The organism is Rhodopseudomonas sp., assembly GCF_013377015.1.
In the GTDB taxonomy this organism is placed as follows: domain Bacteria; phylum Pseudomonadota; class Alphaproteobacteria; order Rhizobiales; family Xanthobacteraceae; genus JARJEH01.
Window position 1 is genome coordinate 1,177,173 of the sequence record NZ_JACABA010000001.1, and the last position, 14,598, is coordinate 1,191,770.

General features: G+C 66.3%; 14 protein-coding genes and 1 other RNA gene. 5 read left to right on the plus strand and 10 right to left on the minus strand.

Annotation, left to right across the window (positions count from 1 at the left end):
• The 4 genes from recR to ffs form a co-directional block, all read right to left on the minus strand.
• Nucleotides 1–606: a recombination mediator RecR gene (gene recR, locus HXX15_RS05665; protein ID WP_296513536.1), complete on the minus strand. Its 606-nt coding sequence runs from the start codon at nt 604–606 to the stop codon at nt 1–3.
• Nucleotides 607–927, minus strand: a complete 321-nt coding sequence (locus HXX15_RS05670) for a YbaB/EbfC family nucleoid-associated protein (protein ID WP_296513537.1) — start codon at nt 925–927, stop codon at nt 607–609.
• Nucleotides 928–948: 21 nt separating this feature from the next.
• Nucleotides 949–2,805, minus strand: a complete 1,857-nt coding sequence (locus HXX15_RS05675; RefSeq protein ID WP_296513538.1) for a DNA polymerase III subunit gamma/tau — start codon at nt 2,803–2,805, stop codon at nt 949–951.
• A 182-nt stretch (nt 2,806–2,987) separates the two neighbouring features.
• An RNA gene (gene ffs / locus HXX15_RS05680) (signal recognition particle sRNA small type) lies at nt 2,988–3,084 on the minus strand.
• A gap of 104 nt (nt 3,085–3,188) precedes the next feature.
• Between ffs and HXX15_RS05685 the strand changes: the two genes are divergently transcribed.
• The 3 genes from HXX15_RS05685 to HXX15_RS05695 are packed head-to-tail and all read left to right on the plus strand — an operon-like array spanning nt 3,189 to nt 5,474.
• Entirely contained in the window at nt 3,189–3,608 is a 420-nt protein-coding gene (locus tag HXX15_RS05685) for an HIT family protein (protein ID WP_296513539.1), read from the plus strand.
• A gap of 4 nt (nt 3,609–3,612) precedes the next feature.
• The gene (gene nudC / locus HXX15_RS05690; RefSeq protein ID WP_296513540.1) at nt 3,613–4,551 is read left to right on the plus strand and encodes an NAD(+) diphosphatase; all 939 of its coding nucleotides are present in this window, start codon (nt 3,613–3,615) and stop codon (nt 4,549–4,551) included.
• The gene (locus HXX15_RS05695; protein ID WP_296513541.1) at nt 4,548–5,474 is read left to right on the plus strand and encodes a sugar kinase; all 927 of its coding nucleotides are present in this window, start codon (nt 4,548–4,550) and stop codon (nt 5,472–5,474) included. The genes nudC and HXX15_RS05695 overlap by 4 nt, the downstream gene beginning before the upstream one ends.
• Before the next feature lie 1,059 nt (nt 5,475–6,533).
• On the opposite strand, the gene HXX15_RS05700 is transcribed toward HXX15_RS05695, so the two are convergent.
• Both HXX15_RS05700 and gloB read right to left on the minus strand, forming a co-directional pair.
• Nucleotides 6,534–6,968 (minus strand): cupin domain-containing protein, encoded by a 435-nt coding sequence (locus HXX15_RS05700; RefSeq protein ID WP_296513542.1) that lies wholly within the window; start codon nt 6,966–6,968, stop codon nt 6,534–6,536.
• The gene (gloB, locus tag HXX15_RS05705) at nt 6,968–7,735 is read right to left on the minus strand and encodes a hydroxyacylglutathione hydrolase (RefSeq protein WP_296513543.1); all 768 of its coding nucleotides are present in this window, start codon (nt 7,733–7,735) and stop codon (nt 6,968–6,970) included. The genes HXX15_RS05700 and gloB overlap by 1 nt, the downstream gene beginning before the upstream one ends.
• Nucleotides 7,736–7,865: 130 nt before the next feature.
• On the opposite strand from gloB, the gene HXX15_RS05710 reads away from it, so the two are divergent.
• The gene (locus HXX15_RS05710) at nt 7,866–8,630 is read left to right on the plus strand and encodes a methyltransferase domain-containing protein (protein WP_296513546.1); all 765 of its coding nucleotides are present in this window, start codon (nt 7,866–7,868) and stop codon (nt 8,628–8,630) included.
• 24 nt (nt 8,631–8,654) lie between these two features.
• On the opposite strand, the gene HXX15_RS05715 is transcribed toward HXX15_RS05710, so the two are convergent.
• From HXX15_RS05715 to ptsP, 4 genes are all read right to left on the minus strand, one after another.
• On the minus strand, nt 8,655–9,452 hold the full coding sequence (locus HXX15_RS05715; RefSeq protein WP_296513548.1) for a DUF4167 domain-containing protein: 798 nt from the start codon (nt 9,450–9,452) through the stop codon (nt 8,655–8,657).
• A 442-nt stretch (nt 9,453–9,894) separates the two neighbouring features.
• On the minus strand, nt 9,895–10,794 hold the full coding sequence (gene prmC, locus HXX15_RS05720; protein WP_296513551.1) for a peptide chain release factor N(5)-glutamine methyltransferase: 900 nt from the start codon (nt 10,792–10,794) through the stop codon (nt 9,895–9,897).
• Nucleotides 10,791–11,876 carry a peptide chain release factor 1 gene (prfA, locus tag HXX15_RS05725; protein WP_296513554.1) on the minus strand — a complete coding sequence of 362 codons (1,086 nt, stop codon included), beginning with the start codon at nt 11,874–11,876 and terminating at the stop codon, nt 10,791–10,793. The genes prmC and prfA overlap by 4 nt, the downstream gene beginning before the upstream one ends.
• A 48-nt stretch (nt 11,877–11,924) precedes the next feature.
• Nucleotides 11,925–14,192, minus strand: a complete 2,268-nt coding sequence (gene ptsP / locus HXX15_RS05730) for a phosphoenolpyruvate--protein phosphotransferase (RefSeq protein WP_296513557.1) — start codon at nt 14,190–14,192, stop codon at nt 11,925–11,927.
• A gap of 168 nt (nt 14,193–14,360) precedes the next feature.
• Here ptsP and HXX15_RS05735 point away from each other — a divergent pair.
• Nucleotides 14,361–14,598 (plus strand): hypothetical protein (locus tag HXX15_RS05735; protein WP_296513559.1); only part of this gene is annotated, 238 nt, incomplete at its 3' end.

The following is a 14,598-nucleotide window of genomic DNA, read 5'->3' on the forward strand; positions in this document are numbered from 1 at the left end:
CTAAAACAGCGTCCGCTGCCGCATCGCCGCCGACAGCGTGCCTTCGTCGAGATAGTCGAGTTCGCCGCCGACCGGCACGCCATGGGCCAACCGCGTCACCTTGACGCCGGCTTCCTGCAAAAGGTCGGTGATGTAGTGCGCCGTGGTCTGGCCATCGACCGTGGCGTTGAGCGCCAGGATGATTTCGGTGACCTTCGGGTCGTGCGCGCGCGCCACCAGCGCGTCGATGGTCAGATCCTGCGGGCCGACGCCGTCGAGCGGCGACAGCGTGGCGCCGAGCACGTGATACTGGCCGTTGGTGGCGGAGGCGCGTTCCAGCGCCCACAGATCGGCGACGTCGGCAACCACCACGATGATCGAGGGATCGCGCCTCGGATCGGTGCACACCGTGCAGGGGTCTTGCGTGTCGATGTTGCCGCAGACCTTGCAGACCTGGATCTTTTCGATCGCGACCTGCAGCGCGGCGCTGAGCGGCGCCATCAGCGCCTCGCGCTTCTTGATCAGATGCAGTGCCGCGCGCCGCGCCGAACGCGGCCCCAGTCCGGGGAGCCGCGCCAGAAGCTGGATCAGGCGTTCGATCTCAGGGCCCGCGACCGCAATGGCCATTTAGCCGAGGCCCATCCCCGGCGGCAGCGACAGGCCGCCGGTCAGCGCCTGCATCTTCTCCTGCATCGCGGCTTCCGCCTTGCGGTGCGCGTCGCCGAGCGCCGCGACCAGAAGGTCCTGGAGCACTTCGCACTCGTCCGGCTTCATCAGCGACGGGTCGATCTTGATCGCCCTGACCTCCATCTTCGCGCTCATCCGCACGCTGACCAGGCCGCCACCGGACAGGCCCTCGACCTCGATCAGGTCGAGTTCTTCCTGCATCGCCTTCATCTTCGATTGCAGCTGCGCCGCCTGCTTCATCATGCCGAGAAAATCAGCCATGATCCGTTCCTTCTTGGAGTGTCATTGATCGTCGTTGTCGTATGATTCGGCGGGGTCGTCAGCACTGACATCGGATTCCGGCGGCTCGGAGGCAAGCCTGCGCACCTCCAGCACCTTGGCGCCGGGGAATCGCGCCAGCACCTCCTGCACCCGCGGATCGGATTCCGCGACGCGTTCGCGTTCGCTCTTCTGCAGTTCGCTTTGCGCGCGCAGCGTCGGCTGCCCCGCCTCGTTGGACACGATCACGGTCCAGCGCCGGCCGGTCCATTGCTCGAGCTTGCGCGACAGATCGTTGATCAGCGTGCGCGAGGCGCTGCGTTCCATCGCCAGTTCGAGCCGGCCGTCCTCGATCTTGACCAACCGGACGTCGGATTCCAGCGCGGTGCGTGTCATCAGGTCGCGCTTCTCCGCGGCCAACGCCACCAGTTCGGGAAACGTCGCGATCTTCAGCGCGGCAGGTGCGGATTGCGGCTCGTTCGCCGGCGCGCTGGGCTGCGGGCGTTGCGCCGTCTCGGCGCTGCCGCGCGAGATCGGCATGCTGCGTGGGGGCGATTGCATCGCCGAGACCGCCGACGCCGATGACGACACGCTGCGCGAAGCTGCGCCGGCAGACGACGAGGCGGACGCCGACGCGGTGCCGCCGCCCTGCTCGATCATCCGGATCGCTTCGTCCGGCGTCGGCAAGTCGGCCACATAGGCGATTCGCACCAGCACCATTTCGGCAGCCGCGGCCGGACGCGTGGCGCCCTGCACTTCGGTGATGCCCTTCAGCAGCATCTGCCACATCCGCGACAGCACCCGCATCGACAGCTTGCTGGCGAAGTCGCGCGCGCGCAGCCGTTCGGTTTCGCCGAATGCGACATTGTCGGCGGTGGCCGGAACGATCTTCACCCGGGTGACGAAATTGACGAATTCGGCGAGGTCGCTGAGGATCACGATCGGGTCGGCGCCGGTGTCGTATTGCTCGCGGAATTCGGTGAAGGCGGCGGCGATATCGCCCTGCGCCAGCGCGTCGAACAGATGGATCACGCGGGTGCGGTCGGCGAGCCCGAGCATCTGCCGCACCGCGTCGGCGCGCACGATGCCGGCGGCATGGGCGATCGCCTGATCGAACAGCGACAGCGAATCGCGCACCGAGCCTTCGGCGGCCCGCGCCAGGATACCGAGCGCCTCCGGCTCGACTTCGACATTTTCCTTGGCGGCGATATTGGCCAGATGCGCCATCAACACGTCGGCCTCGACGCGGCGCAGATCGAAGCGCTGGCAGCGCGACAGCACGGTCACCGGCACCTTGCGGATCTCGGTGGTGGCGAACACGAATTTGGCGTGCTCCGGCGGCTCTTCCAGCGTCTTCAGGAAGGCGTTGAACGCCGCCGTCGACAGCATGTGGACTTCGTCGATGATGTAGACCTTGTAGCGGGCGCTGGCCGGCGCATAGCGCACGCTGTCGTTGATCTGGCGGACGTCGTCGACGCCGGTGTGCGAGGCGGCGTCCATTTCCAGCACGTCCATGTGCCGGCTTTCCATGATCGCCTGGCAATGCACGCCGGGCACCGGCATGTGGATGGTCGGGCCCTTGATCGAGCCGTCCGGCAATTCATAATTCAGCGCGCGGGCGAGAATCCGCGCCGTGGTGGTCTTGCCGACTCCGCGCACCCCGGTGAGAATCCAGGCCTGCGGAATCCGTCCGGTCTCGAACCCGTTGGAGATGGTGCGCACCATCGCCTCCTGGCCGATCAGATCGTCGAACGAATTGGGGCGATATTTGCGCGCCAGCACCCGATAGGGCTTGCCCGCGGCGGGCGCGCCGCCGAGGTCGAAACCGGATTGATCGAGATCGGCCGTCGGTGGAATTGCGGGTGTGCCAGCCTCGGTCATCGATCGATCCGCAATTGCATGTCTCTCGAAGCCGGATTGCGGAACTGCTCGGGCGGATCAGGCGACCGTTTCGGGCGGCGCCCGGCCGATCGGCGCGCTCCGACAGGAACTCGCCAAAACCGGCCGCTTTCGGTTCGGACCGACGCCGTGCCCGACCAAGCGACCACGCGCGCAAAAAACAGGTAGGAGACTGACGAGCGACCCGATCCGGACCTCGTTAGGGCTGCTTCCTTCCGGACCTGACCCGGTTGGCGAGTGGCTCGTCCACCGCCAATCTCCCGGTCCTTATTTGGAGCCAAAAGCGCCGGAATGCAAGCGTGGCGGCGTCGCCCTTTGGTGTGGTAAAGCGCAGCCGACCGTGATCGTTTCGATTTGGAAGACAAATGCCCGCCTCCGACTGGTCGTTGAATTCACAGCTGAAAAAAGACACCATCGACATCGGCGACCTGCCACTGTGCCGGGTGCTGGTGATCAAGGACGCGCATTATCCGTGGCTGCTGCTGGTGCCGCGCCGCGCCGATGTGGTGGAAATCTTCGACCTCGGCGAAGTCGAGCAGGCGCAGCTGATGACCGAGGTGTCCCGGGTCGCGCGGGCGCTGAAGGAAGTGACGCGATGCGACAAGCTGAACATCGCCGCGCTCGGCAATTTGGTGCCGCAACTGCACGTCCATGTGATCGCGCGCCGCAGCAGCGATGCCGCCTGGCCGCGTCCGGTCTGGGGCGTGATGCCGCCGCTGGCGCAAGATCCGGAAGAAGTTCAGACATTCATCAGCGCGCTGCGCCGCATCATCTGGCTAGGGTGACATCATGAACGCGAACGCTTTCCCGCTCGGCCAGCCCGCCTTCGTCACCAACGTGCTGGATCGCGCCGCGCATCTGCGCGCCGACGACGAGAAACTGTTCGCAATGGAAGGCCAGGGCAACGCTCGCGCCTATGTGGTGCATCGCGATTCGCTGGTGGTGAAGCACGACACCGAGGGTCCGCGCGCGCTGCTGACGATCGACGAGGCTCTGAAGCTCGGCGCCAATCCCGGCACCATCTTTCTCGGCCTGCGCGACGGCGCGCCGGTGTTCGGGATGGGGATCGGAGCCGCGGCGGTGGAAAAGCTGCTGACCCGCGACGACGCCGCCGTCGCCGAACTGCGCGGCATGGCGATGCAGGGCGTAGTGCCGTCGGAACAGCTCTCGGCGATCGCGATGGCAAAATCGATGGTGAGCTGGCATCAGCGCCACGGCTTCTGCGCCAATTGCGGCACCCGCACCGCGATGTCGCAGGGCGGCTGGAAGCGCGATTGCCCGGCCTGCAAGGCCGAGCATTTTCCGCGCACCGATCCGGTGGTGATCATGCTGGTGACCCATGGCGACAAATGTCTGCTGGGCCGGCAGAAGCAGTTTCCGGCCGGGATGTATTCGTGCCTGGCCGGCTTCGTCGAGGCGGCCGAGACCATCGAGGACGCAGTGCGCCGCGAGATCTTCGAGGAGTCCGGCATCCGCTGCTCCGACGTGCGCTATTACATGACGCAGCCCTGGCCCTATCCGTCGTCGCTGATGATCGGCTGCAGCGCGGTCGCCACGTCCGAGGAGATTACGGTCGACCTCGCGGAGCTGGAAGACGCCCGCTGGTTTACCCGCGCCGAGGCCACCTTGATGCACAAGCGCGAACATCCCGACGGCCTTGCCGGCCCGCATCCGTTCGCGATCGCGCATCACCTGCTCGGCCGCTGGCTGAAGCAGGGGCCGCTTTGACTGCTGCTGCCAGAAGTCTGCCGCGGATTCTCTGCGTCGGCATTCCGGTGCGCGATCTCACCTTCCGCATCGAGGCAGTACCTTCGCGCGGCTCCAAGATTCCAGCCAGTCAGTTCGCCGAAATCTGCGGCGGCAATGCGCTGAACGCCGCGATCGGGATCGCCCGGCTCGGCGGCATCGCCAGCATCTGCGGCCCGATGGGCGATGCCAATGAGGCCGCCGCGCAATTCATCTTCGCCAAGCTCGGCGAGGAAGGCATCGACGGCAGCGGCCTCGTGCACATGCCGGGGCTGGTGACGCCGATCTCGGCGGTGCTGGTCGATCCATCCGGTGAACGCAGCATCGTCACCTTCCGCGATCCCGCATTGTGGAAGGTCACGCTGCCCAAGGCCGACATTTTGCTCGCCGATTGCGACGCCATCCTCACCGAGAGCCGCTGCGCCAGCTTCGTCACGCCGCTATGCGCGGAGGCGACGCGGCGCGGCATTGCGGTGGTGGTCGACGTCGACAACGCGATGTCGATGAGCGAAGGGCTGCTGACTGCGGCGTCGCACCTGATCTTCTCCGCCGACGCGCTGCACGCGACCGCCGGCATCGCCAACGATTCCGACGCGTTGAAAAAGGTCGCGGCGCTGACCCACGCCTTCGTCGCCGTCACCCGCGGCCCGAAAGGCACGCTGTGGCTCGACGCCCATGGCCAGTTTCAGGAAACCCCGGCCTTCCCGGTCCACACCGTCGACACGCTCGGCGCCGGCGACATTTTTCATGGCGGCTTCGCGGTCGCGTTCAGCGAAGGCCAGGACCTACCGCACGCGCTGCGCTTCGCCTCCGCCGCGGCGGCGTTGAAGTGCACCCGCTCCGGCGGCGCCTTTGCGTGCCCGACGCGGGCGGAGGTGGATGCGCTGCTGGCAAAGGCCGGCTGACGTCTTCAACGAGTGCCGGCTAAAGTCTTCGGATTCAAATATCGTCATTCCGGGGCGCGAGCAGCGCCAGCTGCGAGCGAACCCGGAATCTTGCGAAATTTGCGATGACCGCTTCGCCGTGCCGCGAGATTCCGGGTTCGCTCGCAAGTGCTCGCGCCCCGGAATGACTCCTCCAATTAGCTAAGCGAACGCAATCGCACTCAACGAGAGTGTAGCCCGGATGAGCGTCGCGACATGCCGGATTCGGTTGGGCAACATGTCCCGCATGGCGCTTCGCTCATCCGGGCTACAACTACTGAAAAACTCCAAGCCAGTGAGCCCAACACCGCCGCAGCGGCGACACGCTGACGGTCGAACGACCGCCGCCAACGCGGGTTGCCTCGAGAAATTTTCGCGCATACTTATCCCCGCTCCCAAAACCTCGCTTATCATTCCCTCGCCCTCGCTCATGAGGGGCGCTTCTCGAGGGCGCTCTTGAGGTGGAGTGGGGGTGCGGCGTCCTGCGCGTCGTGGCTCGCAACCACGCGTCCGGGAGGTCCTGGGTCACCGTCCGGGCCTACTAAGAGGCTCTGCCACTGGTTAGTTGGCTGGACGCGGGACAGGTGAACGGCGGGAAATCCGCCGGGATCAGCGGTGCGTCGGCATCGCGCCTGCCCCCGGAAGCACGGTCCCGGGTCCCCAAATCCCGCGATGGAGCGCCGCAAGGCGTGCGCGGTTCGGGCGTCGCCGTCGCAGGCGATGCGCGGGTCGCGCCACTGAACAAGGTTGCGCCTTACGGCGCTCCGTCCCCCTCAAGGGGCGAGGGGGCAACTAACAGCTCCCCTCGCGCATGGCGCGCGAGAACGCTGGCGTGTGGCTGTTTGACATTTGCATCGGAAACCCGCGCGCACACGCAGTGCCAGTTGACGACTCCAACCCAAAATTCGTCATTCCGGGGCGCGAGCAGCGCCAGCTGCGAGCGAACCCGGAATCTTGCGAAATTTGCGATGACCGCTTCGCCGTGCCGCGAGATTCCGGGTTCGCTCGCAAGTGCTCGCGCCCCGGAATGACCGCCGAGACTTAGCGTGCCGGCGACCAGTCGGGCGGCGCCAGTTCGAATGTCGCGAAGTCGAATCCGGGCGCCACGGTGCAGCCGACCAGGGTCCAGTCGCCGGTCGAGGTGGCGGCCTGCCACGTGTGCGGCGGCACGATCGCCTGCGGCATCTCACCCGCGGCGAGGTCGGGACCGAGCCGTAGCGTACGCTGCCCGTCGGCATCGGCGATCTGCAGCGCCAGCGCGGCGCCCGCGTAGTAATGCCAGACCTCGACCACGTCGATGCGGTGCCAGTGCGAGCGCTCGCCGAGCGCGAGCAGGAAATAGATCGCGGTCGAGGCGCTGCGCCCGGTCGCATCGACGCGGGAATCGCGAAACGTCTCGCGAAAATGCCCGCCCTCGGGATGCGGCTTGAGATCAAGCCGGGCGATCATCTCGGCAGCGGTGGGCATGGCCGGCATCAGGCGTTGTTCTTGCGCTCGCGGATCTCGCCGAACACTTCGGCGGCGCTGTTGCCGGCGAGGCCGACGGCGGCCGCGACCTCCGGCACGTCGGCGCGCAGGAACACATTGGCCTTCTTCTCGTCGCCGAGCAGTGTCGGCACCGTCGGCTGCCCGGCCTCGCGCTGATCTTCGACCTGGCGCGCGCGCGTCAGCAGCGCGGCGTTGTCGGGCTCGATGGTGAGGGCGAATTTGACGTTGGCGACGGTGTATTCATGGCCGCAGTAAAGCCGATAGTCGTCCGGCAGCGCGCGCAGCTTCAGCAGCGACTCCCACATCATCGGATAGGTGCCCTCGAACACCCGGCCGCAGCCGATCGAGAACAGCGTATCGGCGGCGAACAGCGCCCGGGCCTCGTCGAACACATAGCTGACGTGATCGAGGGTATGGCCCGGGGTTTCCAGCACCCGCGCCGCCAAGGCGCCGACCTTGACGGTGTCGCCCTCCTGGACCCGCAGATCGACCAGCGCGATCTTGGCATTGGCGTCGTGCGGCGCAACGACGCGGCAAGCGTATTTCTGCTTCAGTTCGGCGACCCCGCCGACATGATCGCCGTGGTGATGCGTCACCAGAATATCCGTCAGCTTCCAGCCTTCGCGCTCCAGCGCCGCGATGATCGGCCCGGCTTCCGGCGCGTCGATCGAGGCGGTCGCCCCGGTTTCGGTATCGTGGACCAGATAGCCGAAATTGTCGGACAGGCAAGTGAACAGTCGAATTTCGGCGGCCATAAGTTCTCCATCGGTCGGAATTGAACGGCAACGCTAACACGCCTGTGCCTGAAATATGGGGTCAGGCCTGGGGCGGCAAGCGACCTCGGTGCTTTGGCGGAACATCCGCGGCCATGATAGAACCGATTCCATGACAATAGACGTGATCGACCTGCGCGATTTCTATTCCAAACGCCTCGGTGTGGTGGCGCGGCGGATCATCAATCGCGGCATTCAGGCGCGCTGGCCGGACGCACGCGGCCAGCGCGTGCTCGGGCTCGGCTATCCGACCCCCTATCTGGGGCTGTTCCGCGAGGACAGCGAACGCTGCATCGCCTTCATGCCGGCGGCGCAAGGCGTGCTGAAATGGCCGACCGCCCGCGCCACGCTATCGACGCTGGTCGAGGAACACTCGTTGCCGCTGCCGGACGCCGCGGTCGACCGCATCCTGCTGGTGCATTCGCTGGAGATGTCCGACGATCCGGAAGGGCTGTTGCGCGAGGTGTGGCGGGTGCTGGCGCCGTCAGGCCGGCTGCTGGCGATCGTTCCGAACCGCCGCGGCGTCTGGGCTCGTACCGACAACACGCCGTTCGGTCACGGCCGGCCCTATTCGCGCTCGCAGATCGCGCAATTGTTGCGGCGAACCTGGTTCACGCCGGTAGCGTGGGGCGAAGCATTGTTCGTCCCGCCGATCGCGCAAGGCTGGCTGTTACGCTCGGCGCCGGCATGGGAGCGAATCGGCGGCGCATTGTCGCTGCCGTTCGCGGGCGTCCATGTCGTGGAGGCGACCAAGCAGGTCTCTCGCGCGATCCCGGTGCGTCGCGAACGCACCCGGCTGATCCCGGCGCTGGACCCGGCACTGGTGCCGTCGCCGATGCAAACCGACGACGGCGATATCCACGTGCTGCCGCGCTGAGCGGCGCGACGTCCCGGCGCGCGATTACTCGTTGCCGGGATTGAAATCGTCGCCCGGTGCAGCCGGTGCAGGCAACCCGTCCGGACGCGGAGCGTGCGGCCGACGCCGACGCCGCGGCGGGAACCGCTCGCCGCCGCTGCCTTCGAATGCCGCGGGGCTGATCTGCGGCTGCGGCCCGGTGATGAACGAGGGCAACCGATCGACGCTGTCGGTTGCCGGAATCACCGGTTGCGGCTGCGGCTGAAACTGCGGTTGCGGCTGTGGACGGGGTTCACGATGTTCGCGGTGTTCGCGGGGCTGATGCTGCTGCTCGCGCGGCTGATGCTCACGGGGCTGATGCTCGCGCGGCTGGTGCTCACGCGGCTGAAATTGCGGCTGCTGCTCGCGCTGCTGTTCGCGCGGCACGAACGGCTGCGGCGGCACCGGGACCAGGCCCGGCTCGGCGCCGAAATTCGAATAGCTCTCGCTGTCGTCGTCGCCACCGCCGTCGTCGGGCATTTCATTTTCGGTGCGCTGCTGCGGCAGGTTCTGGCGAAACTGCTCCTGGGCCGCGGCGATCAGCCGGAAGTAGTGCTCGGCGTGCTGATAATAATTCTCCGCGGCGACCGGGTCGCCGGAGCTGCGCGCGTCGCGCGCCAGTTGCACGTATTTCTCCGCAACATGAGAGGCGGTGCCGCGAATTTTGATATCCGGTCCGTTCGACTCGAAGACCCGGGTCATCGGGTTTTGGCCGCGCCGATTGTTGCTATTATTGCTGTTATTGTTGCTGTTGCTATTGTTTCGGTTTCGCAGCCGCTTGTTGTTATTCTGACCGTTTCTCATGTCTTACCTTTTTACCAACCCCAGATTGATGTCGCATGGCCGCGCTCGACGCAGGACGCGTCGCGCCTGTCCGAATCGCTAGCTCAACTCCGTACCGATGTTGTCGTACGTCGCGTTCGACAAGACGCGTTCCCCAACCGCCAGCGAGCACCGTGCCGCGCCGGCCGGACCAAATATTGAACCCGTCAGAACAGGCTCAGGTGCTCTCGCGTGAGTTCTTCAAGCGTATTATCAGACTTTCGTTCGCTTCGCGGTCACCAGCGGCGCAGCTCTCTCAGCCATCGCGCTCGCTACAACCCGCCAGTTGGAACCTTTCAATCAGGGGCTTCTCGCTCGAGAACGCTGGTCTTAGCCCGCAACATATGCGGGGCCAGCCACCCTGGACCATGTCTTGAGCGGAACGTAGTCGCTCTGAGACGATATTCCAAGTGATTTCTTGCAATCAGTTCCGGCTTTTGCGCGACAGATGCCGCCCCGTCACGGCCCTGGAAATGCCCGACAGATCGGGCTTTGCCGGTTCCGCAATGATTAACCCTGCGGCCGCCATCAAGGCCATGACATCCTCGCTCTGGCCCTGCCCGACCTCGACCACCAGCGCGCCGCCCGCCGCCAGCAGTCGGGCCGCGTCGGGGACGATTCGGCGATAGGCGTCCAGGCCATCGTCGCCGCCGTCCAGTGCCCGCAGCGGATCGTGGTCCCGGACCTCGACCGCGAGCGCGCTGATCTCGCTGCTGCGGATATAGGGCGGGTTGGAGACGATCAGGTCGAAGCCCCCGGGAAGCGCCGCGCAAAAATCGCAGGCGACGAAGGCCGTGCGGTTCGCCAGTCCAAGGCGGCCAGCGTTCGCCCGCGCCGTCCGCAGCGCCATCAGGCTGATATCGGTGCCGATGCCGAACGTGTTGGGCAGCTCCGATAGCAGCGCCAGCAGAATCGCGCCGGAGCCGGTGCCAATGTCGGCGATCAAGGCGTCGTCGCGACCCGGCTCACCGCGCAGGATCTCGAGCGCCACCTCGACCACGGTTTCGGTATCGGGCCGCGGGACCAGCGTGTCGGCCGACAATTGCAGCGGCAATCCCCAGAATTCCTTGGTCCCAAGAATCCGCGCCACCGGCTCGCCGGCCAGCCGCCGCCGCACCAGCGCCTCCAGCCGATCCGATTCGTCCGCCGTCAGCACCCGCGCCGCCGCGACGATCAGGCCGGTGAGATCGAGACCGAGGACCGCGCCGACCAGCAACCGAGCGTCGAGTTCGGCGGATTCAATTTGCTCCACCTTGAACTGCGCGGTCAGCGCGCGGCGCGCGGTATCGACGGAGCTTCCGGCGAACCGACCGTTAGAACTCACGCCGCATTGCCCTGGGCGGCGAGCTGCGCGGCCTGGTGCTCGGTGGTCAGCGCGTCGACCAGCTCGCCCAGCGCCTCGCCGGCGATCACCTGCGGCAGCTTGTACAGGGTCAGGTTGATGCGATGGTCGGTGACGCGGCCTTGCGGAAAATTATAGGTCCTGATCCGCTCCGAGCGATCGCCGGAGCCGACCTTTTCCTTGCGCTCGGCGGAGCGCGCGGAATTGATTCGCTGCTGCTCGGCGTCGTAAATCCGCGACCGCAGGATGTTCATCGCCGAAGCGCGGTTCTTATGCTGCGAGCGGCTGTCCTGCATCATCACCTGGAGCCCGGTCGGGATATGGGTGATGCGGATCGCCGATTCGGTCTTGTTGACGTGCTGGCCGCCGGCGCCCTGCGCCCGCATGGTCTCGATCCGCAGATCATCCGGCTTGATGTCGACGTCGACCTCCTCGACCTCGGGCAACACCGCCACGGTGGCGGCAGAGGTGTGGATGCGGCCTTGCGTCTCGGTGTCCGGCACCCGCTGCACCCGGTGCACGCCGGATTCGAACTTCAGTTTGGCGAAGGCGCCGCGACCCTTCACCTCGGCGATGATTTCCTTGAAGCCGCCCATGGTGCCCTCGGAAGCCGAGATCACCTCGACGGTCCAGCCCTGCAACGCGGCGAATTTCTCGTACATCCGGAATAGGTCGCCGGCGAACAGCGAGGCTTCGTCGCCGCCAGTGCCGGCGCGGATTTCCAGCACGACGTTGCGGTCGTCCATTGCGTCCTTCGGCAGTAGCGCGACGCGGATCTGCTGCGCCAGCTCGTCGCAATGGGCGTCGAGCGCGGCGCGCTCGGCCTCCGCCATCGCGCGCATGTCGGGTTCGGTGTCCGGGTCCTCAATCAGCGCGTCGATGTCGCCGAGTTCGTCGCGCACCGCCCGATACGCCTTGACCGCCTCGACCAGCGAATTCAGCTCGGCGAGTTCGCGGCTCAGCTTCACATAGGTTTCGGCGCCGAGCTGGCTCTGCAACTGCGATTCCAGCGAGGCGTGGTGCGCCAACAGAACGTCGAGTTTGGCTTCTGGCAATGTGGACATCAGAGATCTCGAATCACGAAATGCGGGGAGCGGGCGACAGCAGCGTCGCTACAATGAAAGCCCCTCGGCCTCGGCGAATTCGGCCAGTCTCTTCCGGATCGAGACGCTGCCGGAGGGCGCATCGAGCAGTTGCGCCATCACGTCCTCGGCCTTGCGGGCATCGAGCTCGAGAATCATCGCCTTCACCGGACCATGTGCGATCGCCGACAGCGACAGCGAGTGGTAGCCGAGCCCGATCAGCGCCAGCGCGCCGAGCGGCTGCGAAGCCATCTCGCCGCACAGCGACACCGAGCGCTGCGCCGCCTTGGCCTTCCGCACAATGTCGCGCAACGCCCGCAGAATCGGCGCCGACAGCGTGTCGAACCGGTCGGAAACCTTGGCATTGCCGCGATCGACCGCGAACAGGAACTGGAACAGGTCGTTGGAGCCGACCGAAATGAAATCGACCTTCTTCAAGAGTTCGTCGAGCTGGTACAATAGCGCCGGGACCTCGACCATGGTGCCGACATCGACGCGCTCCGGCAGCGTGTGGCCGTGCTGGCGCAGATAGGTCAGTTCGCGCTCGACGATGGTCTTGGCGGCGTCGAACTCGGCGACTTCCGAGATCATCGGAAACATGATGCGCAACGCGCGGCCGCCGCCGGCACGCAGCAGCGCGCGAATCTGGCTGCGCAGCAAGCCCGGCCGATCCAGCCCGAGGCGGATCGCGCGCCAGCCCAGCGCCGGATTCTCCTCGACCACGGTCTCCATATAGGGCAGCGCCTTGTCGCCGCCGATATCGAGGGTGCGGAACGTCACCGGCTTGGAGCCTGCGGCGTCCAGCACCGCGCGATACAGCGCCAGCTGGTCGCTGGAACGCGGCAGGCTCTGGCCGATCATGAATTGCAGCTCGGTGCGGAACAGGCCGATGCCCGAACTGCCGGTGTCGTCGATATGCGGCAGATCGATGATCAGACCGGCATTGATCATCAGGTCGATCGGCTGGCCGTCCCGGGTGACGCAGGGCAGATCGCGTAGCGCCGAATACTGTGCCTGGCGCCGGGCGCGGAACCGCACCCGCTCGGCATAGGCGGCTTCGACTTCGGCGGAGGGGCGGACATAGATCGAGCCGGAGGTGGCGTCGACGATGATCGGGTCGCCCGGATCGGCGATGCCGACCGCGTTCGGCACTTCGCCGATCGCCGCGATGCCGAGCGCGCGCGCCACGATCGAGACGTGGGAATTGGCGGTGCCTTCCTCGAGCACCAGCCCGCGCAGCCGCTTGCGATCGTAATCCAGCAGCGCCGCGGGCCCCATCGAGCGCGCGATCAGGATGGCGTTGTCGGGCAATTGCTCGCGCGACGGCGCGTGATTCTGTCCGACCAGTTGCCGCATCAGGCGATGGCCGAGGTCCTCGAGGTCGTGCAGCCGGTCGCGCAGATAGGGATCGGTGGAGCGCAGCATCCGGGCGCGGGTGTCGGACTGCACGCGTTCGACCGCGGCCTCGGCGGTGAGGCCAGTGGCCACCGCCTCGTGCAGCTTGTGCGACCAGCCGTGGTCGTTGGCGAACATCCGGTAGGCTTCCAGCACGTCGCGGTGCTCGCCACTCTCGGCGACATCGCCGCGCTCCAGCATGCGGTCGAGGTCGGCGCGCAGCTTAGCCAGCGCGGTGTCGAGCCGCTTGATTTCCTTCGGCAGGTCCTCGGCAATGTAATTGGTGATGACGACGCGCGGTTCGTGCAGCACCACATGGCCGAGCGCGATGCCGTCGGCGAGGATGGCGCCGGTCTGGTGGATCGAATGCCGCGCCGCGGGCTCGGCGCCGGGCTGCGCCAGTGCCGACAATTCGCCCGAGGCGATCATCTCGGCGAGCACCATCGCGGTGGTCTGCAGCGCCTCGACCTCTTCCTCGACATAGGTGCGTTTGGCGCGGTTCTGCACCACCAGCACGCCGAGCGTGTTGCCGGCGCGAAGGATCGGCACCCCCAGGAACGAGTGATAGATTTCTTCGCCGGTCTCCGGGCGGAACGAAAACGCCGGATGGCTCTGGGCGTCGGACAGATTGAGCGGGGTGGCCTCGGAGGAGACCAGACCGACCAGGCCCTCATGCGCGGTCAGCACGGTGCGGTGCACCGCCTCGCGGTTCAGGCCCTCGGTGGCATAGAGCTCGAGGGTGTTGTCGACCCGCAGCACATAGGTCGAGCACACCTCCGCCACCATGTTGGCGGCGATCAGCACCACGATCTTGTCGAGGCGTTCCTGAGCGGAGACCTGCTCCGCCATGGTTTCGCGGAGCCGTCTCAGCAAGACGCGGGGGCCACCCGACGCGCTCCGCATGTGCCGATATCTCCCCTGCCAGGCCGGCGTGCCCGGACTCCGCAGCGCCGACGCTAAGCCTCGAAAAAACAACTGGTTACGTCTTAGGCCCGATGCCCGCCCCGGCAAATAGCCGAATCGGATGCCGCACCCTGATTCGGTGCGGAAATCGGCTGCAAAGGTCCCGCAATGCAGCAGAAAACCGGGCCGAGCCGGCACGCCGCAGGCGACATCCCGTTCAGGCCGTATAGCGAATCGAGGCTCGGTTTGCCAAGCAAAACGCCTGCCAGCGGCGGCGGCTGCACGTCCGCCGTCGGCCCCTTAAATGATTGGTATCTTATTCTAGGCTTGGTCCAGCCCGTACAGTGTATGCAGCGTCCGCACCGCCAGTTCGGTATAGGCGGCGTCGATCAGCACCGAAAACTTG